19 protein-coding genes are annotated in these 21,411 nt (G+C 59.6%); 1 reads left to right on the top strand and 18 read right to left on the bottom strand.

Annotation, left to right across the window (positions count from 1 at the left end; genetic code table 11):
* The 18 genes from JX292_RS08950 to JX292_RS08865 all read right to left on the bottom strand — a co-directional run.
* Positions 1–353 (bottom strand): hypothetical protein (locus tag JX292_RS08950; RefSeq protein ID WP_204863463.1); only part of this gene is annotated, 353 nt, incomplete at its 3' end.
* Positions 334–1,056, bottom strand: a complete 723-nt coding sequence (locus JX292_RS08945; protein WP_204863462.1) for a DUF6318 family protein — start codon at positions 1,054–1,056, stop codon at positions 334–336. The genes JX292_RS08950 and JX292_RS08945, both read right to left, overlap by 20 nt.
* Positions 1,057–1,450: 394 nt before the next feature.
* Positions 1,451–1,699 carry a hypothetical protein gene (locus JX292_RS08940; protein WP_204863461.1) on the bottom strand — a complete coding sequence of 83 codons (249 nt, stop codon included), beginning with the start codon at positions 1,697–1,699 and terminating at the stop codon, positions 1,451–1,453.
* A 403-nt stretch (positions 1,700–2,102) separates the two neighbouring features.
* On the bottom strand, positions 2,103–2,999 hold the full coding sequence (locus JX292_RS08935) for a hypothetical protein (protein WP_204863460.1): 897 nt from the start codon (positions 2,997–2,999) through the stop codon (positions 2,103–2,105).
* Positions 3,000–3,425: 426 nt separating this feature from the next.
* Entirely contained in the window at positions 3,426–6,050 is a 2,625-nt protein-coding gene (locus JX292_RS08930) for a RelA/SpoT family protein (protein WP_239653713.1), read from the bottom strand.
* 264 nt (positions 6,051–6,314) lie between these two features.
* Positions 6,315–7,463: a protein translocase subunit SecF gene (secF, locus tag JX292_RS08925; RefSeq protein ID WP_070825362.1), complete on the bottom strand. Its 1,149-nt coding sequence runs from the start codon at positions 7,461–7,463 to the stop codon at positions 6,315–6,317.
* Positions 7,464–7,465: 2 nt separating this feature from the next.
* Positions 7,466–9,169, bottom strand: a complete 1,704-nt coding sequence (gene secD / locus JX292_RS08920; protein ID WP_204863459.1) for a protein translocase subunit SecD — start codon at positions 9,167–9,169, stop codon at positions 7,466–7,468.
* Positions 9,170–9,279: 110 nt separating this feature from the next.
* Positions 9,280–9,654, bottom strand: a complete 375-nt coding sequence (gene yajC / locus JX292_RS08915) for a preprotein translocase subunit YajC (protein ID WP_239653712.1) — start codon at positions 9,652–9,654, stop codon at positions 9,280–9,282.
* A gap of 343 nt (positions 9,655–9,997) precedes the next feature.
* The gene (gene ruvB / locus JX292_RS08910; protein ID WP_204863467.1) at positions 9,998–10,984 is read right to left on the bottom strand and encodes a Holliday junction branch migration DNA helicase RuvB; all 987 of its coding nucleotides are present in this window, start codon (positions 10,982–10,984) and stop codon (positions 9,998–10,000) included.
* A 200-nt stretch (positions 10,985–11,184) separates the two neighbouring features.
* On the bottom strand, positions 11,185–11,805 hold the full coding sequence (gene ruvA / locus JX292_RS08905; protein WP_204863457.1) for a Holliday junction branch migration protein RuvA: 621 nt from the start codon (positions 11,803–11,805) through the stop codon (positions 11,185–11,187).
* A 178-nt stretch (positions 11,806–11,983) separates the two neighbouring features.
* Positions 11,984–12,640, bottom strand: a complete 657-nt coding sequence (gene ruvC, locus JX292_RS08900) for a crossover junction endodeoxyribonuclease RuvC (protein WP_204863466.1) — start codon at positions 12,638–12,640, stop codon at positions 11,984–11,986.
* Positions 12,641–12,872: 232 nt separating this feature from the next.
* On the bottom strand, positions 12,873–13,631 hold the full coding sequence (locus JX292_RS08895; protein ID WP_204863456.1) for a YebC/PmpR family DNA-binding transcriptional regulator: 759 nt from the start codon (positions 13,629–13,631) through the stop codon (positions 12,873–12,875).
* A 147-nt stretch (positions 13,632–13,778) separates the two neighbouring features.
* The gene (locus tag JX292_RS08890) at positions 13,779–14,546 is read right to left on the bottom strand and encodes a type 1 glutamine amidotransferase (protein WP_204863455.1); all 768 of its coding nucleotides are present in this window, start codon (positions 14,544–14,546) and stop codon (positions 13,779–13,781) included.
* Positions 14,546–15,829, bottom strand: coding sequence for a Mur ligase family protein (locus JX292_RS08885; protein WP_204863454.1), 1,284 nt, complete (start codon positions 15,827–15,829; stop codon positions 14,546–14,548). The genes JX292_RS08890 and JX292_RS08885 overlap by 1 nt, the downstream gene beginning before the upstream one ends.
* Before the next feature lie 99 nt (positions 15,830–15,928).
* Positions 15,929–17,062, bottom strand: a complete 1,134-nt coding sequence (locus JX292_RS08880; RefSeq protein WP_204863453.1) for a hypothetical protein — start codon at positions 17,060–17,062, stop codon at positions 15,929–15,931.
* Between the two features lie 131 nt (positions 17,063–17,193).
* Positions 17,194–17,766: an HIT family protein gene (locus JX292_RS08875; RefSeq protein WP_204863452.1), complete on the bottom strand. Its 573-nt coding sequence runs from the start codon at positions 17,764–17,766 to the stop codon at positions 17,194–17,196.
* Between the two features lie 147 nt (positions 17,767–17,913).
* Positions 17,914–18,483, bottom strand: coding sequence for a hypothetical protein (locus tag JX292_RS08870; protein ID WP_204863451.1), 570 nt, complete (start codon positions 18,481–18,483; stop codon positions 17,914–17,916).
* A gap of 383 nt (positions 18,484–18,866) precedes the next feature.
* Positions 18,867–20,279 (bottom strand): potassium channel family protein, encoded by a 1,413-nt coding sequence (locus JX292_RS08865; protein WP_239653711.1) that lies wholly within the window; start codon positions 20,277–20,279, stop codon positions 18,867–18,869.
* Positions 20,280–20,470: 191 nt separating this feature from the next.
* On the opposite strand from JX292_RS08865, the gene JX292_RS08860 reads away from it, so the two are divergent.
* Complete coding sequence (locus JX292_RS08860) at positions 20,471–21,400, top strand: hypothetical protein (RefSeq protein ID WP_204863450.1); 930 nt, start codon at positions 20,471–20,473, stop codon at positions 21,398–21,400.
* The last annotated feature ends 11 nt before the right edge of the window (positions 21,401–21,411 follow it).

Genomic DNA, 21,411 nt, shown 5'->3' with positions numbered 1-21,411 from the left:
GGTTCACCGGGGTGGCGGTTTTGGGTCTTGCGGGCGTGCATTGTAGCACCGATTTCATCGGTTATTGATTGGTAGTTATTTTTAAACCATGTTTCATAATCAAAATATTCTTGGTTGATAGACTGGGAAGCATTCGAGGAATCGCTAGGGACTTCAGAATTTTCCTCTTTATTTTTATCCGCTGTTCTCGATCGGCGATTCGGTGGGTTCGGAACCTTATAGCAATGACCGTTAGAATTAGGATTTGTGCATTCTTCAGCATGTGCAGTTGGAGAGATTAGTAGAGAAGCAGACAAAACTGATACGCAGAATATTCCAATATATTTGATGCCGCTATTCATCTTTGAGCTCATCTCCTTCTCCACTGCCAATAATTTTCCAATAACCATTAGAGTAGCTGAAGAAGAAATTGAATTTATCATCATCTTTGTTGGTGTTTGCTTGCTTTGTAATTTTTCCGTCAGGCTCAATATACATTGCAATACTCCAAAAAACACGAATTTTCATGCGGTAAACCTTCTGCTTCTCATCATAGATAGGTATGCCCTCCTGCTGATATGAGTCGAGTCCTTCGATTACCCAACCTCCGCGCTGGTAGAGTCCCTCAAGATACTCATAGAACTTGTATTCTTCAGTGCTCTCAGAAACATATTTTTTGGCTGGTGAACAGTTGCCGGTCTGAATACCGTAGTTATGAGCAACCACCCAGTCTTCCATCATATGGATGAGACCCTCTTCGTTTTCAGGATACTGTGCAGGTTCATTGCGAGGCTTGGGAACGTTTTGTGCAGGTCCGTAACCATCGGCTTTGCGGTATTCGCCGTCAGGTGCTTTGGAATTACCTGAATACCCGCGAGTTACTCGCGGGCTCGGAGTAGCCGATGCAGAAGCCGCGTCAGATGCCGCAGCAGAAGCCGCCGACTCGCTCGGCGCAGCGGATGCGGTGGCTGCCGCCTCATTAGAAGCCTGCTGGCCGCAGGCGGTGAGCAGGGCCCCCAGGCCCACAAGTGCGCCGCCGCCCAGCAGGGTACGGCGATTAAAGATGGTCGAATCCATAGAAGATACTCTCCTATCGTCGGTGATGGTGTGTATATGTGCATGTCGGGCTGTTATTTACAGGTCAAACTGAGTACCGGAAGGTAAACAGCCCCGCGATGTGTCCAATAGGCGCATCAATGCGCTATTAAAACATTGTGTTATCCACCATACCGTATATTTGCCATCATTTGCATTCTTTTAGTTATTACGGTGATGAATCATCACTATTCGGATACTTCATTGCTTTATGCATCAAATATCTCTGCACACGCGGAGGCGCCGCCCCTACAGAATTTGTGCCATGGTTTAGCGTCTTCGACCATGGCTTCTAACTACGACCAAAGACGCTAACCTATGGCAGAAATCCGGAACTCATGACCGGATCCCCATCTGTGACAGGTGGGTGGGCGGGCTAAACGGCGAGCGCGTACATGTCGCGGAGGGCATCTTCCGCCTCGTCGAGGGCGTATCCGCTCTGGCAGAGAGCATCGCAGTGGTTACCGTAGCGGAGGCCGGCGAGGAACTCGCGGTCGGTGACTTCGGGCAGGTGTTCCATAAGGTATTCGCCGTTGTCGGTGAAGAAGTCGTCAATGTTGGCGGCGTCCTGACCGGAGCAGAAGGTGCGGAAGTCTTCATCACTGTAGTAGCCATCCGTGTACATGGGTTTCTCCTTTGGTCGCCTTAGGTTGCTCAATGGAGGAATGAGAACGCGTCGTTGTTCTCTACGACCAAAGCTACGGGGCACCCCTGACAAGATAAGGGGCTGCACCGCTCGCGCCGGAGAAAATACGCAAAAAAATATGTGTGACGAGGGATTTCTGGAGGCGCCCCCCCCCGGAAGATTACGGAAGCAACGAACTCGTGAAAGCTTCTAACACACCAAAACAGACCAGCCCGCCGGGCTGCCAATGCGGATTAGCTACCCGGCAGACTGGATGGGAAGTTTACGGCTATCTCTGGAGTACAGGCCTTACTCTGCTACAACGATGCAATAGCATCACTATTCCTAACTCACCAACCATTAGAGGGAGAATAATCTACCAAGAGATTGAATCATCGATATATTAACCACCAAATCTTGGCCCATATAGTAGAGCAACTATCAGAAAACTAGCGTTCAAAAATAAGTAAACACACAAAGTGAAAACAATAGATCTAACTACTACCCTTATAGGGGTTTTATACTTTCCCTTGTTGACCCTATTCACTTCATTCTCGATAAGGTCAATTTTTATAGAGTATGAAATTGCCCCAATAATAGCACCAACTACAGGAATTACCGTTATAACCAAACCAAAAGGGTCTCCTTGAATTAAGGCAATAGTGAAACCAATAAACAACCCAATAGTCGTTCCCCTCCCGGCATAATCAACAAAATCACGCATCAAGGGAAGGAGGTAGCCAGATTGCCAGCGCTTCTTAACCCAAGAACACTTTGCCAGAATACTTTCTTCTTTGATGAGGTTAAGAATTTCATCATAACTAATAAAATCTGCATATTTAATTTCCTCTACCTCGGAACAAAAATCCCTTAAAGATAGATAAACCTCCCTAGATGGGTCATATTTAGGGGTGATACCAGTCATTTTTTCTAGCTGAGCCAATGAATCAATGCAATGACTTTGTGCAATAGAGCTTGGCCCCTTTTCAACCCACTTTAGAAAATGTTGAACCTTATCTTTAAATTCATTATCTACATCTTTGGGAGGAAACAGATGAAATGGATGAGATATATTAAATACAGCGTTCTTTATTGAGGCTTTTCCAAACCGCTTAAGATATTCAACTTTTGATTCTCTAGATATACCAAATTTATTTAGGATACTAGTAATTATCTCCTTCCTAGCCGTTGCATACCAAGAATATCCAGTTGATTCAAGAACCATCCGGAAAATAAGGCATAAAGTCGCAAACACCAGTAAAAGTGCGGTCACTGCTGCGGTCATACCGAGGTTACCCATAGTCTCTTCCTTCCCAACTCTGCGAATTTCGGTGCTTCTGGTGACAGAATAGGAGGGACCCCTGACAAGATAAGGGGCTGTGCCGCCCCACGCCGGAGAAAATACGCAAAAAAATATTGGGTGACGAGGGGTTTTCTGGAGGCACGCTCCCCCGCCAAACTCCCCCGCCGTGCGGGAAATTCGGTCATGGGTTACGGACTTCGACCATGGGTTAGTGACTCTGGGCTGGGGTTTTAACCCCCGCCAAAGTCACTAACTCATGACCGAAAATCGGCGCTGTGCAGAGGGGGCCAACCAGCCGCGTAGATTCGTGCCGATACAGTGCCGCCACCTACCCGAAAACGGCGAGAAGCCACATGTGTTTCGAGAAGCCACCAAAGAAGTGGCTTTTCGAAACACATGTGGCTTCTGGGCGCAGAAAAGTATTTACGCCTCCGAGGGCTTCGCGCCAGTCAGGCGGTACGCCTTGTACACGCCAGCAACATTACGCACCACATTCAACACATTCTCCAGCATGAACCGGTCACCCAGCTCAACCGCAAAACGGTCCACCACGGTACGATCCTCCGACGTGTGCACACGCGCATCCACAATATTCACGCCAGACTCAGAAATTGCACGAATCAAATCGTTCAACAAACCCTTACGGTCCAACGCCTCCACCTGAATCTGCACACGATACGTAGCAGACGGAGTCGAAGCCCACTCAACCGTCGTCACGCGCGGCTCCTCATCAGCATTACGCATATTCGGGCAATCACGGCGGTGCACCGAAATGCCGTTATAACGAGTCACAATGCCGATAATGTCATCCGGAGGAACCGGGGTGCAGCAACGCGCAATCTTCGTCAACACGCCCGGAGCACCCGGAACAATCACACCATTATCGCCAATCGCCTTACGAGTCGACTTCAGCAGCGTCTCATCAAAGTCGGTAACCTCAACCTCAGGCGCCGGCTCGTCACCGCGATGCACCTCAACCAGGGTATCAATGACCTGCTTCGGCGCAATCTCATGCTCACCAATCGCACGGTACAGCGACGCCACATCATTCTTATGCAACAGCTGAGCCACCTGAGTCATAATCTCCGGGCTCATCATCTTCTGCAACGGCAACTCACTGTTACGCATGCTCTTCGTCAGCATCTCACGGCCGGCGAGCAGCGCCTCCAGGCGGCGTTCCTTCGCAAAATACTGACGAATCTTCGTGCGGGCACGCGAGGAGCGAACGAACTTCAGCCAGTCCTCACTGGGGCCAGCATCCTCGTTCTTCGTGGTCATAATCTCAACCGTCGCACCCGTAGGCAAGACCGTATGCAACGGCACCAGGCGGCCGTTGACCTTCGCACCCACCGTACGGTGACCAACCTCACTGTGAATAGCGTAGGCGAAGTCCACAGGGGTGGAGCCGTTGGGCAGAGCAATCGCCTCACCATTAGGGGTGAGCACCACAATCTCATCCGTATCCAGAGTCTCCGCCAAAGACTCGTAGAACTTCTCAGACTCCGGGTTCGAATTCGAAATCTCAGCAATCGACTGCAGAATACCGACGTTCATCATCGCCGAGGTCTGAGTACCCGGCTCCTTCGGATCCTTCGCAGGCGCGCCATTACGCTGAGCAACCTTCTCACCGCGCGACGCAGCCTTGTAGCGCCAGTGCGCAGCCACACCGTACTCAGCTTCTTCGTGCATCTTGTAGGTTCGGATCTGAATCTCAAGCGGCAGGTTACCCGGACCATACACAGTCAAGTGCAACGACTGGTAGTTATTGTTCTTCGGGTTCTTAATGTAGTCCTTAAAACGGCCAGTCATCGACGGCCACAGGGACAGCACGTGGCCGAGCACGGTGTAGCACTCTGCCTCTTCCTCAACCATGATGCGCACCGCGAGGATGTCATTAATCTCGTCGAAGCTGCGACCCTTCGTCTTCATCTTCTGATGAATCGAATAGTAGTGCTTCGGGCGGCCAGTCACAGTCGCGTCAATGCCCACCTCTTTCAGGCGCTCCATAATCTTAGTGCGCGCCTCATTCAGGAACTTCTCCAAGGCAGGAGTGCGTTCGCCAACCATGCGCACCATCTCGGCGTAAATCTCCGGGCTCATCGCGGCGAAGGACAGATCCTCCAGCTCCCACTTAATCGTGTTCAAGCCCAGGCGGTGCGCGAGCGGCGCGTAAATCTTCAGGGTCTCTTCCGCTTTCTTCGCGGCAGAAGCCTGCGGCACAAAACGCCACGTACGCGCATTGTGCAGGCGGTCAGCAAGCTTAATGAGCAGCACACGAATGTCCTTGCTCATGGACAGCACAAGCTTACGAATCGTCTCAATGGAAGCGTTCTCGCCGTACGTCATCTTGTCCAGCTTGGTCACACCGTCAACCAGGTAGGCAACCTCCTCACCAAAATCATGAGTCAGCTGCTCCATCGTGTAGTCGGTGTCCTCCACCGTGTCATGCAACAGGCCGGCGGCTAGCACGGGACCGGTCGCACCCATCTCCGCAAGAATCGCGGTCACCGCCACCGGATGCGTGATGTACGGGTCGCCACTCTTACGCTTCTGCCCCTCGTGGTAATGATTCGCCACCTCGTAGGCGCGCTGCAACACGCGGATATCCTCGTCGGGGTGGTAGCGACGCACCGCGCGCACGACCGGCGCAATCATCGGGGAGAAGTGAATCGTCTCGCCGTTCGCGCCGGAAGTCTGCATGGTGGTGCGGCCGCCAAAGACCAGGCGGTTCGGCCTGCGCCCACCAGCAGCCATGACTCGGTGCGAGCCGCGGTGCTTCTTCGCAACGGATGCGTCAGTCTCAGGCAGAGGAATCGGGCCCGCGGGACGAACCGCAGGCTTGTCCTCGGGCTCCGCAACTTCCACGGCGGAAGGTTCAGCAGTAGACTTCATCTCGGTCTCAACGGCGGCCTGTGCGGCGGTGTTCTGGTCAGACTCGGCTCGCTTAGCTTCAGCCCGATTCGGCGCGGGCTGAGAAGGCTTCACCTGGGCGCCCTCATTCGGCGCGGGGATCTCAGCATTGGCATTCACAGCAGGTACTGCACACATTCCAGGCTCCTTCAGGCTCACGATAATCCGCCGCACGCCCGGGTTCCTCATCGTCGAAAGCTACCACCGGGCCGGTTGGCTGGCTCACACGCGGGCGCACAGCTTCTTCTCTTCTTATCCTACCCAGCGTCCCGGAAGGCACCAAACTATACAACGTTACGACACGCCCCCACCCCACACACCCGGGCACACTCAACCGGACATACTCAAGGGGAGCCGACACCTTTCGGTATCGACTCCCCCCAGCATCAGCGAAAACGCAGGCTACTCGCTCACATTCACGCGATGAATCTCAATCGTCGCACGGGCCGGCTTCTTGACCGACTTCTTGGCGGGCGCCTCCGCAGAATCCTCAGAGCCCTCATTGCCAGAGTCTTCGGAGCCCTCAGAGTCAGACTCCTCGGCCTCCTCATCGTCCTTGAAATCGCCGCTCTCAACCTTCGCGGTGTGCTCGCGAATCTTAGCCTCACCCAGGCGGAGCGTCGCGTACAGCGGGGCAGACACGAACAGCGTACCGAACATGCCCACCAGAATACCCACGAACAGCGACAGCGACAGGTCCTGCAGCGTACCCGCACCCAGCATGAACGCACCAATGAACAGAATTGCGCCCACCGGCAGAACACCCACGATTGCGGTGTTAATCGAGCGGACCAGGGTCTGGTTCACGGCCAGGTTAATCTGCTCGGCAAAGGTCGTGTCGCGGCGTTCCAGCACGCCGTCCGTGTTCTCGCGAATCTTATCGAACACCACCACCGAGTCGTACAGCGAGTAGCTCAAAATTGTCAGGAAGCCAATAATTGCACTTGGAGTAATCTCGAAGCCGAACGCCGCGTACAGGCCAACCGTCACCACCACGGTGAAGAACAGACCCGCAATCGAAGCCAACGACATCTTCCAGGTGCGGAAGTAGAAGGCCATACCCACCAGGGCCAGGATCACAAACACCACAAGACCCCAGAAGGCCTGACGGGTCACATCCGCGCCCCAGGTCGGGCCCACGAACGAGGAGGTCACGTCATTCTCAGAGACGCCGTACGCCTCCTGCAGGGCCTTCTTCACCTGCAGGGTCTCGTCATCGCTGAGCTTACTCATCTGCGCGCGAATCGTGCCCGGCGCAATGTTAGTCACGTGAACCTCGGAGGCGTCCTTCGCCTTCTCGTGGATGACGCGCTCGCCGGTTGCAACATCGACGTGCGCGGTCTTCGAGACCACGAATTCCGAACCGCCGCGGAAGTCAATACCCAGGTTGAAGCCTCCGCCAACCGCCGGAATCAGAACCGAGACGGCCATCAGTAGCGCGGCCAGGGCCAACCACAGGCGACGCTTACCCACGAAGGGGTACGAACGGGCGCCCGAGTGCAGGTCGTTACCGAAGCGGGCAAAAGCATTAGGTTTCACATCGGTAGCCATGCCTAGCTCTCCTTCTTCTCGTCCGAAGCGGAAGCGGCACCATCAGAGGCCGACTCCTCAGCCGCACGTTCCGCACGGCGACGCTCAGCGATGCTCAACTGCTTCTCCTCCGTGGTGCGGATGCGACCGGCACCGCGGTACAGCGGCGTGGAACCCAGCGACTCAGGCGACAGGCCCGAGTGGCGGTGGCCCTCGCCAAAGTAGCGGGTGTTCGCCAGCAGAGTCAGCGCCGGATGGGTGAACAGGTACACCACCAGAAGGTCAGCGATTGCGGTCAGACCCAGCGTGAACGCGAAGCCCTTCACCGAACCCACAGACACCACGTACAGCACCACGGCGGCCAGCAGGTTCACGGCCTTCGAGGCCAGAATCGTGCGGGATGCGCGCTTCCAACCGTGGTTCACGGCCGAGGGAATCGTGCGGCCCGCACGAATCTCATCACGAATACGCTCAAAGTACACGATGAACGAGTCGGCCGTCGCACCAATCGCCACGATCAGACCGGCCACGCCCGCCAGGGACAGGCGGTAGTTCAGGGCCCAACCCAGCAGAGCAATCGCCTCATACGAAATGATGCCGGCAACCACCAGTGACACGATCGTCACGAAGCCCAGCAGGCGGTACTGGAACAGCGAATACACGAACACCAGCAACAGACCAATCAGACCCGTCAGCAGACCCACGCGCAGCTGCTCCGAACCCAGAGTTGCAGAAATCTGCTGCTCCGACTGGATCGTGAAGCTAATCGGCAGGGCACCGTACTTGAGCTGATCGGCGAGAGCCTTCGCCTCCTGCTCGGTGAAGTTACCGGTAATCTGCGGCTTACCGTCAGAAATCACGGCCTGAGAAATCGGGGCGGACAGCACCTTGCCGTCCAGCATAATCGCGAAGCGAGCACGCGCATCAGAAGAGTTCTGGGCGCGAATCGCGTTCAGGCGAGAAGTAATGTTCTGAAACTTCTCACGGGCAGCATCGTTGAACTGAATGTTCACAGCCCAGCGACCGGTGGTCACACCCTGGCCGCTCGTCTCCTGAGAGTGGCTCGCGGTAGAAATATCGCTACCGCTCAGCTCCACAGGACCCAGGATGTACTTCTCCTTACCGTCGGCGGAGCAGGCCACCATCGGCTTGGTCGGGTCGGCGCTATCCGCGTCCTCGTTGCGGGCCGCGGTGCAGTCCTTCGCTTCGTACTGCTTGTACAGGTCGGCGGTAATCCAGTTGTGGTCCGAACCGTCAGTCGGATCGGCGGTCGGCTTGGGTAGCTTGTCGTCCGCGGTGCGGGATTCCTGAGCGACCGCGGCGCCTTCACCGGCCACCAGGACCGGGCGGAACGTCATATTTGCGGATGCCTGAATCAGCTGACGGGTCTCAGAGCTAATCGTGCCGGGAACCGAGACGACCACGTTATTACCCGAGCCGAAGGAGGTGGTGACCTCCGCCTCAGACACGCCGGCGCCGTCAACGCGCTGACGAATAATCTCAACCGCCTGGTTCAGCTGCTCCTGGGAGACGTTCCCCTCCGAAGATCCGTTGACCTTCGGGGAGAGAATCATCTGCGTACCACCCGAGAGGTCCAGGGCCAGTTTCGGCGCCCACGAACCCCCCGAATAGGTGCTGCCAAAAATACCGGCAGCCATCACAACCATGAGCAGGACCATCGAGAGGAGCGCCCCTCGCGCGGCTGCAAGCGGTGAACGCTTAGCCATAATGTTCCTTCTATGAGTATTTTCGTGTGTAGATTTGGTGTTCTACAGATTCCTTAGCGGACGCGAAAACCCGACGCCGAGTGCGCGGCGCCGGGTCGTTCGGTCTTAAGTTACTGGGCGGTCTTCGAGGAGTCCTCGGAAACGCCGCCTTCCACGGGAGCCTGAGATTCCGCGGATGCCGGCTCGACATCCTCGGTCAGGGGTGCTGCGGGGGCCTCGTCCTCAACAATGCTCATAATGGCGTTCAGTGCCACGGTGATGACAATACCCTTGGCCAGCTCCAGCTGAACCTTGTTGTTGTCGAAATCGGTGTTGACAACGGTGCCGTAGAAGCCGGAACCGGTCATCACCTGAGTGCCGGGGACGAGAGACTGCTGCATTGCACGCAGTTCCTCCATCTGCTTACGCTGACGCTTCTGCGCGGAAATCATCATCCAAGCCAGCAGCGCCATCAGGGCAATCATAATCAGGAGGTTAAAATCCATGGTCTCACTTTCACATCCGCACCCGTACCGCTCACCGCGAGGGTTGAGCGTACCAGAAGGTGTGGAATCGTAGATACAGTACGTATCCATCCTACGCGAGAGCCTGGGCTTTAGCGCACCGAACCAGCGTTTTTGTGAGGTTTACCTGAGTTTTGTCCAGCCCGTGGCGTAATTTTAGGGCCTGTTGAGGGTCCGTTGAGGGTCTGTCGGAACATCGGTTGAGCTCCCGCCGGCTCTCGCAGACCGTCGACTCGCAGACCGCGGACTCCTGAAAGCCCGCCGAAGCTACCGCCGGTCTGCTCAAAAGGCCAACCAGCCGGCAGACGAACACCCGGACCGTGCCCTAAAGCTGAATCTCGGGGGCCTCCAAACCCAGGTGCTCCCAGGCCGCAGGCAAGGCCACGCGACCGCGCGGGGTGCGACCAATCAGGCCCTCACGCACCAGATAGGGCTCCGCCACGGTCTCCACGGTCTCGGTCTCCTCCCCCACCGCAATGGCGAGGGTAGACAGGCCAACCGGTCCGCCGCCGAACTTGTGAATGAGCGCCTCCAGCACGGCACGGTCCAAGCGGTCCAGGCCGCGCGAATCAACCTCATACATGTCCAGGGCGGTCGCGGCATCACGCGCATTGATGCGGTCCACACCGTTCACCAGGGCCCAGTCGCGCACACGGCGCAGCAGGCGGTTCGCGATACGGGGCGTGCCGCGGGAACGACCCGCAATCTCGGTGAAGCCCTCGGAGGTAATCTGCATGTCCATCAGGCCGGCGCTACGGCGCAACACCAGCTCCAGCTCCTCGACCGAGTAGAACTCCAGGTGGCCGGTAAAGCCGAAGCGGTCGCGCAGGGGCCCGGGCAGCAGACCCGCACGAGTGGTTGCACCCACTAGGGTAAACTGCGGAAGCTCCAGCGGAATGGAGGTCGCGCCGGCACCCTTACCCACCACAATGTCCACACGGAAATCTTCCATCGCCATGTAGAGCATTTCCTCAGCAGGGCGACTCATGCGGTGAATCTCATCGAGGAACAGCACCTCGCCGGGGGTCAGCGAAGACAGAATCGCCGCCAAGTCCCCGGAATGCTGAATTGCGGGTCCGGAGGTGATGCGCAGCGGCGCGTCCATCTCAGCCGCAATAATCATCGCGAGGGTAGTCTTACCCAGGCCGGGAGGGCCCGAAAGTAGCACGTGATCGGCACTACGGCCGCGCATCTTCGAGGCCTCCAGCACGAGGGAAAGCTGCTGACGCACGCGGCGCTGACCCACGAAGTCGTCCAGGGACTTGGGGCGCAGGGCCGCCTCAATCATTTTCTCTTCGGGTTCTTCTTCCATCGCGACCAGGCGCTGCGCGGGCGCGCCCGGGACGCCGGGCACCTGACCGGGAAAATACCCGCCGGAAACCGGGGACGCCGCGGCCTGCGGATCGTAGGGGTTCTGGGTCATAAAATTCTTCTTTCGTGGAGTGAGTGAGGTGCGAGGTAACGGGCGCGCCAAAATCGGCCGGGGTCAGTCAGATCGCCCGGCAGGCGGCCCTAGTGGCGACCCACCGTGTTCTGCGTGCCCAAGGAGGCGAGCACGCCGCGCAGAGCCACACCCACCGGTTCGCTCTCGGCGGCGGGATTGTGCTTCACATACGCATCGATGGCAGCAGAGGCGTCCTTCTCGCTCCAGCCCAGGGAGGTCAGCGCATCCAGCACCTGCGGCTTCCACACGATGCCCTGGCTCAGCGGCAGTTCATCGGTCTGGCCGTCGCTGAGAATCAGCTTGCCGGCAAGCTCCAGCACGATGCGGCGGGCGCCCTTCGGGCCGATGCCCGGAACCTTCGTGAAGGCCTTGTCGTCGCCGGTGGCCACGGCCCGCTCCACCTCCGCGGCGGTGTGCACGCTCAGCACCGCCAGGGCGATGCGGGGGCCAATGCCCGAGACCGAGAGCATCATGTCAAAGACCTCGCGTTCGGCCGGCTCGGAGAAGCCGTAAAGGGTCATGGACTCCTCGCGCACAATCATGGTGGTCAGCACGGAGGCCTCCTCTCCCGTGCGCAGCTTGGAGAGAGTGCGCGCGGTAGCGTGCACCAGCATGCCGAAACCATTAACGTCAATCACCGCGTGGTCAAGCCCCACCTGAGCCACGCGGCCGGTCAGCGATGCAATCATTCTCTCCACCTTTCAACGCCCCGCACCGGGGCGAACGATACTGCACTCCCCCGCGGCCTGCTGTGCCGCCGGCGCGCATCGGGGCCGGCGGGTCTGCCACGGGAAGACACTATCAGTATATTAGAATATTTCTTCTGAAATCAAGAGGTATTCGAATTCTTTAGCGAATCCGGCGCCCCTAGCGACGGGCCTTAGCCTCCGCCTCCATCCAGGCGCGCTGCGCGGGAGTCAGCGCACCCGCACGGCGAGCCTTCGCGGGCCGCGAACCCTGGTGAGTCTGTGTCTGTGCCGACATGTTAATACCCGAACCAATACCACCGCCACGCCAGCCGTGGCAGATGGCGATGGCGAGCGCATCGGCCGCATCCGCGGGCTTCGGCATGGCATTCAAACCCAAAATGCGGGTCACCATGCGGCCCACCGAGGCCTTATCCGCGCGACCGCTACCGGTCACCGCCGCCTTCACCTCGGAAGGCGTATGGAAGAACACCGGCACGCCGCGCATCGCCGCCGCAGAAATCACCGCACCCGAGGCGTGCGCCGTACCAATCACCGTGTTCACCTGCTCCTGCGCAAAGATGCGCTCAATCGCCAGGGCGTCGGGCCGGTAGGTGTCCAGCCAGTGCGAGGCCGCATTGAAAATCCAGAGGATGCGCTGGTCCAGCGCGCGGGCCGGATCGGTACCCGCCACGCCCACGTTCACGAAGTGCGCCTTACGGTCCGCGGTCATGTCCAGCATTGAGAAGCCACAGCGCGTGAGGCCGGGGTCCACACCCATGATGCGGGTCGCCCCCGGCACGCGGTCCACGGCGGCGACCGCATGGTTTTCGCGCATGCTATCGCGCGCGGCAGATGCAGCGTTCACGTGTGCTTTCCTTCCAAAATTCGCGGGGTCTACGGTTCGCGGGTCCGCCAGCCGAATCCCCGGCCGAGCGTTAGGCCGGTCGTTTAGGTCGGGCACCGGTCGGCATAACGTTCAAAAGCCACCTCCCGCCGGGTCCACACGCGGTAGACCGGCCGGGAAGTGGCTTCAGTGCACGCTCAGAAGTGGCGCGCTCAGGCGGTGACTACTCGGCTTCCAGCTGAGCAACAACCTCGTCAGAGACGTTAGCGTTCGAGTAGACGTTCTGCACGTCGTCCAGTTCCTCGATGGCGTCTGCCAGCTTCAGGAACTTCTTGGCACCCTCGGCGTCCAGGTCGACCTGCATGGTCGGGCGGAAGACCGGGTCGTCGTTGTTGTACTCCAGGCCAGCCTCGTCCAGAGCCTTACGAATCTCGGGCAGGTCGGTTGCAGCGGAAACCACGGTGAAGATATCGCCCTCGTCCAGAACCTCTTCAGCACCGGCATCCAGAACGGCCATCAGAACGTCGTCCTCGGTCAGACCGTCAGTCTTGGTCACCTCAGCAACGCCCTTGCGCTCGAACAGGAAGGCCACAGAACCCTGGTCAGCCATGTTGCCGCCGTTACGGGTCACAGCCAGGCGAACGTCGGAAGCCGCACGGTTACGGTTATCGGTCAGACACTCGATGTACAGAGCGGTACCCTGCGGGCCGCGTGCCTCGTACATAATCTCGGTGTAGTCGATGGTCTCACCGGTCAGGCCAGCACCACGCTTAATTGCGCGGTCAATGTTGTCGTTGGGAACGGAGTTCTTCTTCGCCTTCGACACAGCAAGGTCAAGAGCGGGGTTACCGGCGATATCGGCGCCACCCATACGTGCCGCAACCTCAATAGCCTTAATGAACTTTGCGAAAGCCTTCGCGCGCTTAGCGTCGATAGCGGCCTTCTTGTGCTTAGTAGTCGCCCATTTAGAGTGACCCGACATTCGTATCTCCCTTAGTCAAAACCTCTGCGCGGGCACAGCAAAACGTTCCGCGCACTGTACTATAACTCAATCAACTATACCGTAGCGGAGGCGCGCACCACCTCCTAGAGTGCACGCCAGCGCCCGGAATAGTACGTCAATAAACCGCTAGCGGGGGCGAGACACAGCCGAGGCGCGCGCCTTCTCCACCAGAGAGTCGTCAATCGCGTTCGGCGTGAACTCACCAAAACGACGAATCGCAGCCTGCTCAATCAGATAATCCGAAATCTTCGGGTTCTTCGGCAACAGCGAGCCGTGCAGGTAGGTGCCAATGACATTGTGCACGCGCGCACCCTCGTGGGAATCCGTCACGTTATTGCCCGCGCCCTTGGTCACGGTCGCAAGCGGGGTGCAACCGGAACCCAGGTAGGTCAGGCCCGAGTGGTTCTCAAAACCAATCACGGTACCAAACTCCTCAGACTCCTCCACGATGTTGCCGATCAGGCGTTCGTCACCGCCGACCGTGTGCGCATCGAAGATGTTGATGCCCTTGAGCACCTCGCCCTCGCGGGTGCGGAATTCCCTACCAAACAGCTGGTACAGGCCGCAGATGACGAGCATGGGCACGCCGTCTTCGGCCAACGAGCGCAGGGTGCCGCCGATAGCGTGCAGGTCGTCCTGAATCACGGACTGGCCGGAGTCCTGGCCTCCGCCGCCGAGGATGATGTCAACATCCTCGGGGAAGGCCTGACCGGGGTTGTGGTCCAGAATTTGCACGTCGAAGCCGTGTGCCTGCGCGCGACGAGCCAGCGCCAGGGTGTTGCCCCAGTCGCCGTAGATGTTCATGTCCAGCGGGTAGAGCTGCACGATGCGCAGCGTCTTGCCGTTGTTCGGGCCGGGCGCCGGGGTGCCCTCAAAAGTGTGGGTTGCCGTCATTATGAGACCTTCTCAACGTCGGTAATCTTTGCCAGCTCTTCACGCAGGGCCAGCATGGCGGTGTAGGTGCAGAAGATGCGCATGGGCGCATCCCCGCTGGAGGCGATGAACTGCTTGAGCGCATCGGCCAGGTTCTCGTCGACCTCGCCGACCTTCACGCCGTCGTGTTCCAGGCGCAGCGCCATGTCCCATGCGCGCACACCCGAGACCATCTGCACGCCGGTGCCGCGCAGGCTGTCGAAGTCAACATCCCACAGCCAGGACACGTCACGACCGTCAGCGTACTGGTCATTAATCGTAATCATGGTGGCGTAGTCGTCAGCATTCGCGCTGGCCAAGGACAGGCGGAAGCCACTGGGGTTCTTCACGAGCAGTAGCTGCAACGGGCGGCCGTTCACATTCAGGGTCTCGCCACGGCCGAAGGCGGGGGTAATCTTTGCCAGTTCGTCGATGAGCGCGCTCTCGTCGAGCTTATCGCCCATGACCGCGCGGGTCAGGGCCATCGCGCCGGCGGCGTTGAAGATGTTGTAGATGCCGTACAGGTTGATCTCGCCGACCTTCTGCTCCCCCGCCACATCGAAAGTTGCGGAGGTGCCGGAGAAGGCGGTGAGGGTAACGTCGGCATTGGGCAGAGACTGCTTCGCGACAGTGCCGCCGCGCATCTCATCGTCCGAAGGGAAGTAAGAGCGCAGGGACTCGGCCAGGCCGTAGTAGTTGACCTTCACGCCCGGCTGCACATTCTCAGCGAGGGAGCGGATGCGCGGGTCCTCGCGGTTGAGCACCACGGTGTTGGTGGTTGCGGCGGCCACGGTCGCGAGCATGCGGCGGGTCGTATCAATCTCACCGAAACGGTCCAACTGGTCACGCAGAACGTTCAGCAACAGCGCGTAGTCGGGCTTAACAGCCTTCACGAAGTGCACGGCGTGTGCCTCATCGAGTTCCAGCACAGCAATGTCAGCCTCAAGCTTGCCGGTGAGGGTCATCTCACCCAGCAGGGCGGCGGCCACACCGCGCACAAAGTTGGAGCCGGTGCGGTTGGTGAAGACCTTCAGGCCCTGCGCCTCAAGCAGCTGAACAGCCATCTTCGTGGTGGTAGTTTTACCGTTCGTACCGGAAACGACGACCACGCCGTAGGGCAGCTTCGCAAGCTCTTCGGCTACGAACTGCGGGTGCAATTTTTCCATGACGAGGCCGGGGAACGCGGAACCGCCACCACGAAGCTTAGTCGCGTAGCGCACGCCCTGACCCAGAAGACGAATGAGGGGTTTGGACATGCTTACCATTCTAGTACACGCGCACGGCGCCGCTGAAGGGTGCGGCGGAGGCGTTCGCTCAGGCCAAAACGGGCCGCGGCGAGCGTGAACCGTGCCGGGCGGGCGGCTTTAGAAGAGCGAGCTCTGTACCCTCACCCGCGTGAATCCCCGGTCGGGAACGACCAGCAGGTTGCGCCACTCGGCGGTGTTGACGAGGAACGCGACGTCGGGATCGCCCACGTGGGCGCTCACAAACTGTCCCGCCGCTCCCGTGCAGAAGAACCCGGCCGTGCTACCGTCCAGCGTCGAATAGCACGGTGCGAGCGGTTCCGGATTGTGCGCGCGCAGGGCCGCGTACGGGCGGTTCATCGCCGGGGAGGGAACCCATGGCTCGTCCAGAGCGGATAGCTGCAGGTCGGGCTCCCCCGCCAGGAACTCGGTGAGGGCGGCGTGGGCGCGGGCCACCGCATCCTCGTGGGTGGCGCGGAGCTGAGCACCCAGGAGCGGATGCGTCCAGGCGCGGTACTTGCTCGCCACCTGCTTGACCTGGCCGATTCCGGCGAGGGCGGTCACGGCGTCCTCGGCACGGCGGATGATCAGCCCGTCCGGGGCAAGCGCAACGTAGGTGGCCGTGGCGACGGCCTGCTCGTCGAGGCGTCGCGGGGTTGAGGTCAAAGAGCTCGTGCCGACCTTGTGGGTACCGTCTGGGAACGTGGCGATGTAGAGGCGGTGCTCCAGCATGGCGTAGGCGCGCATGGAGTCGGTGAGCGTTCCGGGGTACAGGTGCGCGCTGTGTAGGGCGGTGAATTCGTCGCGGGCGGCGCATCGGGGACACTGCTGGCCGCGGTCGATGCGGGCGGCCTCGGGGCACGGGTGACGGCGGGTTCTGGGGGCGCGGGGGTCGGTTGAGCCGGTCGTGTAGCCGGAGCAGAAGCGGTACGGCGCGCCGGATGCGTCAAGGGCCACGCGCAGGCTCAGGTAGGCCCCGGGGGTTAGCGGCACCCGGAGGCGACGGCCCGCAGGGCGCACGGACAGTTCAGTACCCGCAGAACCGGAACCGTTCGGTCCGGGTTGGCCCGTTCCGGCCTCGACAGCCTCTAGCTCGAGAACGGGGCGGCGGTCCACCCAGCGCAGCTGCCGCCACACGAGGGCGCGCGGAGCGGTTTCACCGCCGACGCGGGCGGCGGGTTCGGCGGAGTAAGCCTCGGCACCGTCGAGGGCGTTCTCACGGAAGGCGTTCTCAAGCAGATTGGGGTAATCCATGACTATCAACTCTAGCGGTTTGAGTGGCCCGAGGAGTGCCGCAGAGCAGCAAAGAGCCGGCCCGGCGGGGCGCCGCGAAAGAACGCTCTCAAAAGCGTCGCGAGCCCGAGAGATAAGAAGTACGGGCCGACCTAGCTCAGGCGGGCGAAACCCTCTGCGAGCGCCGAACGCATGTCGTCCAGGGTGCGCGACATGGTTTTGGTCTGGGCAATAATCGGCAGGAAATTGGTATCGCCGCTCCACCGCGGCAGAATGTGCTGGTGCAGGTGGTCGGCAATTCCCGCGCCGCCCACCTTGCCCTGGTTCATGCCAATATTGAAGCCGTCGTTGTGCGAAACCTCGCGCAGAACCTTCATGGCAAGCTGGGTCAGCTGCGCAATCTCCAGGGTTTCCGCCTCGGTCGCATCGTCATAGAACGGAATGTGGCGGTACGGGCAAATCAGCAGGTGCCCGGGGTTGTACGGGTAGAGGTTGAGAATCACGAAGGCATGCTCACCGCGGTGCACAATCAGCGACTCCTCATCACTGCGGCTGGGCGCGGTGCAGAAGGGGCAGGTCTTCTCGGTGTAGTCCTTCTGCCCACCGCTCACGTAGGCGGTGCGGTGCGGGGTCCACAGGCGCTGGAACTGGTCGGGTGCGCCGGGTAGCTCGAAGGAATCCTGCACCGAGGGTGCGGTGGTCTCGGGGGTCGTGTTCTCGCTCATAGTCCCATTCTATAGCGTTTTCACGTTCCCACCAGGGGCGTCCACGGGTCGGCAGTGCGGACCGGCTGAGAGCCCCGCGATAGGAATAGAAAGGGGCGCCCGGTCCGTCCACCAGAACGAAACCGGCGCCCCTCAACACTGCGGGCCCTAGCCCTCGAACTTCATCAGCTGCACCGTGCGGGTCTCACCGCGGAAGGTGAACGAGAAGGTCAGCATGCCGTCGCGCACCGTAAATTCCTTTTCAGACTCCGAAGCTGCCATCGGGTTGCGGTCCATCGTTCGACGGTCACCCACCGAGGTCCAGCTGTAGTCGCCCTGACCGGACTCGAAAGTACCAACCCAGATGACCGTGGCCGTCTCTTCGTAGTTGAGGTGGTAGGTTACGGTGATTTTATTACCGCGCACCACGGCGTCCACGTAGTTCTCGGTGTCACCGAGCTGTAGCCACGTGCTCTCCGTCTGTGATGCGTCATCGCGCGGAACGTAGGTTTCAGAGCTGGAGGAGGGAACCTCAGAAATAATCTGGATTTCCGAGGTTTCCGTGCTGGCCGGGGTGGCACGCGCGGAGGCAAACGATGCGTCATCGACAGTGACCGTTCGAGCGGTCAGAGAGGTGCCGTTCGACGAGCTAGAAGCGCCAGCCGTAGCGGAGGCGCACATGCCCAGAGTGAGCGCACCGGTCAGAACCAGCACGCCCAGAGTGGTCTTAGAAGCCACAGGTTGCTCCTGTTGAGTGTTTGAGTGAGAGTTGTGAGTGCATGCTGGAACGAAACGAATATAAAGCAACACCCCGTAGCATGCGAGCTACAGGGTGTCTTCGTACGCCAGCACGTAGATAGTGTATCCGCAGTGGCGTTTTATTGTGTATACCTACTAGGCATTTTAAGTGATAATTTCCTCACAATTGGGTTATTCGAGAATGTATTTGTGAAATAAGCTCTCGGGGTGAACCCAGGGTTACTCATCATCGCCAAGAGGGTTTGCTCCAGCGTAGATTGAATGTTGGTTACTGTTGGGTTAAGTGCGTTCGAGGCGCCTTGATATGTTTTGACGGGTGCATATACACGCTCCCCCGGGCCTCGAAGCAAAACTTCCCAAGACTACTTGCGGGAACGGAATGAGAACTTCTCACGAATAATCGTGAAGGTCTGGCGGGTTTCCTCCAGCAGAGCCACAGGCTCCTGCTCGGGCGCTTCCTCACGTACCGCCACCTCACTGCCGGTACCGCGGCCAGCCTCGGCACTCGGGCTAGCCCAACCAGCGACCTCCTGCCGATTACCCTCAGCCTGTTCTTCAAGCCAGCTACCGGCCCGGCCGGTGCCGGGCGCATCCGTTGCCTCGGGCATCAGGCGGGTACCGTCCCTACCCGTTGCCTCCTGAGTCGGGCCGGACAGGCCCTCGCGGCGAGCGTACTGGCGGGCCAGCAACGCCCGAAGCTCCGCAATCTCCAGGCGGAGGTCATCCACATCAGCCTTGGTGGCGGGGTGTTCCTGCTCCTCCACTCCCCCAATTTTCTCGATAATCCAGCTCGCGAGCGCACCGGTAGCGACCGCGACCAAGCCCACCCCGTACAGCATGACGACCACGGCAATCGCCCTACCGATGCCGGTGACCGGGTAGACGTCACCGTAGCCGACCGTGGCGAGGGTCGTGAACGTCCACCAGTAGGCGGTGGGCAGGTCACGAATCATAGCACCCGGGGCGGAGGACTCCACCGAATAAATCCCTAGGGCGAACATGATAATGAAGATTGCGGTGTAGCCGAAGAGCTTTACTCCCAGCTCGGACAGCCTCTTGTACTGGCGGTTGGTGGTCAGGTGAATCATGGCCAGGAAGCTGACAATACGCCAGGCGGGCAGCAGCACAATCGCCAGATTCATGAGGTTGTGCGTGATGAAGTAGAGTCGACGTGGCGCCAGATACAGGCGAATGCAGTAGTCGGCAGCGAAGAGGGCCCACAGAATCAGCTGCAGGAAATTAAGGTGAGCGTCGTACGGTTCCCGGATTCGCGTACTCACAATGGGCGCAGCAAAAGCCAGGAGATACAGTAGTGACGCCACGAACATGGGCTTGGAGGTGCGCTCCTCCCACGCCGCCAGGTTCTTCTCGCCGCGGTACTTGCTGAGTCTACGGAAGAAGCGGGTGCGCGGGGCGCGACGCGGTGGGTCCGTGACGGTGCGGGTGACCGTGCGGATGGTGGTCGTCTGTGTTCCGGGTTCGCGCACCTCGCGGGCGGTTTCGGTATAGGTTTCGGCATGGGTTTCAGCAGAAGATTCAGCGGACCCGATGCCGAGCGTGGACCGGGGCACGACGGGAATACCCTGCGTGCGCGGGCGGTGGCTTGTGCGGGTGATGCGGTGGCTCTCGCGGTGCGTGCCATCCGGCTCGTCGCTGGTGGCGTATTCTTCGACTACTTCTTCGTAGTCTTCATCCTGCGCGGGATTGTATGCGTCACCGTCGCCGTCCGCGGGGGTCTGTAATTGATGCTGTGCCGTCCTATCCATAGGAGACATAATACTCTGCGCCTTGTGGGCATCCTGGCGCCTCGGTCGGGGCATCGTGTGATTCTGTGGGTTCTGCCGCATCCATGCTTCGTTGCACCGTATGCACTGGAGCTGGCACAATGTGTGGTGCGTGCATCAGCTGCAAATGCGGGTGCGCACCACCGATATCTTCCATCCATGAGTCCACACCGGAGTGTTCCATGACCCCTTCACGCTTCCTCTCCTCTACTGTTCCCGCGGCCCCGTCGGGTCTTCCCGCATCCGGCCTGCATAGGGGTGCTGTGCGTGTGCGGACCCGCGGCGTTGCGCTGGTGCTTTCCCTGGCTGCGGCTCTGGTGGTGCCTCTGAGCGGGTGTGCTACGCAGAATGCGGATTCTTCCGCTTCGGCTTCGGCCAGTGTTGATGGTTCGCTTGCGGTCAGCCGCGGGGTGGCCCCGGTGAATGAGGAGCGTGAGGGCTACCGTCTATTCTCAGGTCGAGGCCCTGTTGAGGAGGCCGTGTTCGAGGGACCCGCGGGTACCGGCTCGTATTCCTATATTGAGTTTGAGCGGCGCGGCGAGCCGACGGCCCCCATGCGTGTTTCTCTGCGTGATGAGGCTGGGACCTCGGTGGAGTTCCCGGCGGGTGAATCGGGTGAAATGGGTGGCGTGTGGGTTCGCAACACCGCTTCCCCTTCCGCCTCCGCGAGCGCGGGCGCTTCGTCTGACGTGTCATTGAGCGCGACGCGAGTGACGGCTTCCACCTCGAATCTGGCCGATGATGCGCAGTGGGTGGTGTCGGTGCGTTCGATGGGCGTTGATTCCTCTGGTGAGCTGACTGCTCCGGAGGGTCTGGCGCTCGTGAGCCAGACGCTGTCGTCGGGCGATATTGTTCAGCAGGGCACGCGAGGTTTTGTTGACGACACGACGAACCGTTCGAGTTCTGCCGCTGTGGAGAACCGTTCGGGCGCACCGATTCGGGTGTACTGTGCGGGGGCCACGCGCCAGGAGCTGACCGTGCCTTCCGGCGGTCGTGTTTTCTTGGATGATTTGGGGGTGCGTGCGGCGGATAAGTCGCCGTTGCTGTGCGGTGTGGTGACTTCGGATGCATCGGCCCGCTGGACCCTCACGACGCTGAGCTCCCGCGCGTAGCGAAGGAAAAC

Source organism: Rothia mucilaginosa, from assembly GCF_901875305.1.
In the GTDB taxonomy this organism is placed as follows: Bacteria; Actinomycetota; Actinomycetes; order Actinomycetales; family Micrococcaceae; genus Rothia.
Note: the sequence above shows the minus strand (reverse complement) of the source record. Positions and strands in the feature narration are given on the sequence as shown.

Bases quoted from the DNA above. Each gene is read 5' to 3' on its own strand.
- JX292_RS08875 (WP_204863452.1), bottom strand. From the start codon at position 17,766: ATGAGCGAGAACACGACCCCCGAGACCACCGCACCCTCGGTGCAGGAT.
- secD (WP_204863459.1), bottom strand. From the start codon at position 9,169: ATGGCTAAGCGTTCACCGCTTGCAGCCGCGCGAGGGGCGCTCCTCTCG.
- secF (WP_070825362.1), bottom strand. From the start codon at position 7,463: ATGGCTACCGATGTGAAACCTAATGCTTTTGCCCGCTTCGGTAACGAC.
- JX292_RS08930 (WP_239653713.1), bottom strand. From the start codon at position 6,050: ATGTGTGCAGTACCTGCTGTGAATGCCAATGCTGAGATCCCCGCGCCG.
- JX292_RS08860 (WP_204863450.1), top strand. From the start codon at position 20,471: ATGACCCCTTCACGCTTCCTCTCCTCTACTGTTCCCGCGGCCCCGTCG.
- JX292_RS08945 (WP_204863462.1), bottom strand. From the start codon at position 1,056: ATGGATTCGACCATCTTTAATCGCCGTACCCTGCTGGGCGGCGGCGCA.
- JX292_RS08890 (WP_204863455.1), bottom strand. From the start codon at position 14,546: ATGACGGCAACCCACACTTTTGAGGGCACCCCGGCGCCCGGCCCGAAC.
- ruvB (WP_204863467.1), bottom strand. From the start codon at position 10,984: ATGGAAGAAGAACCCGAAGAGAAAATGATTGAGGCGGCCCTGCGCCCC.
- JX292_RS08940 (WP_204863461.1), bottom strand. From the start codon at position 1,699: ATGTACACGGATGGCTACTACAGTGATGAAGACTTCCGCACCTTCTGC.
- ruvC (WP_204863466.1), bottom strand. From the start codon at position 12,640: ATGCGCGAAAACCATGCGGTCGCCGCCGTGGACCGCGTGCCGGGGGCG.
- JX292_RS08895 (WP_204863456.1), bottom strand. From the start codon at position 13,631: ATGTCGGGTCACTCTAAATGGGCGACTACTAAGCACAAGAAGGCCGCT.
- yajC (WP_239653712.1), bottom strand. From the start codon at position 9,654: ATGGATTTTAACCTCCTGATTATGATTGCCCTGATGGCGCTGCTGGCT.
- JX292_RS08880 (WP_204863453.1), bottom strand. From the start codon at position 17,062: ATGGATTACCCCAATCTGCTTGAGAACGCCTTCCGTGAGAACGCCCTC.
- JX292_RS08885 (WP_204863454.1), bottom strand. From the start codon at position 15,829: ATGGTAAGCATGTCCAAACCCCTCATTCGTCTTCTGGGTCAGGGCGTG.
- JX292_RS08865 (WP_239653711.1), bottom strand. From the start codon at position 20,279: ATGTCTCCTATGGATAGGACGGCACAGCATCAATTACAGACCCCCGCG.
- JX292_RS08935 (WP_204863460.1), bottom strand. From the start codon at position 2,999: ATGGGTAACCTCGGTATGACCGCAGCAGTGACCGCACTTTTACTGGTG.
- ruvA (WP_204863457.1), bottom strand. From the start codon at position 11,805: ATGATTGCATCGCTGACCGGCCGCGTGGCTCAGGTGGGGCTTGACCAC.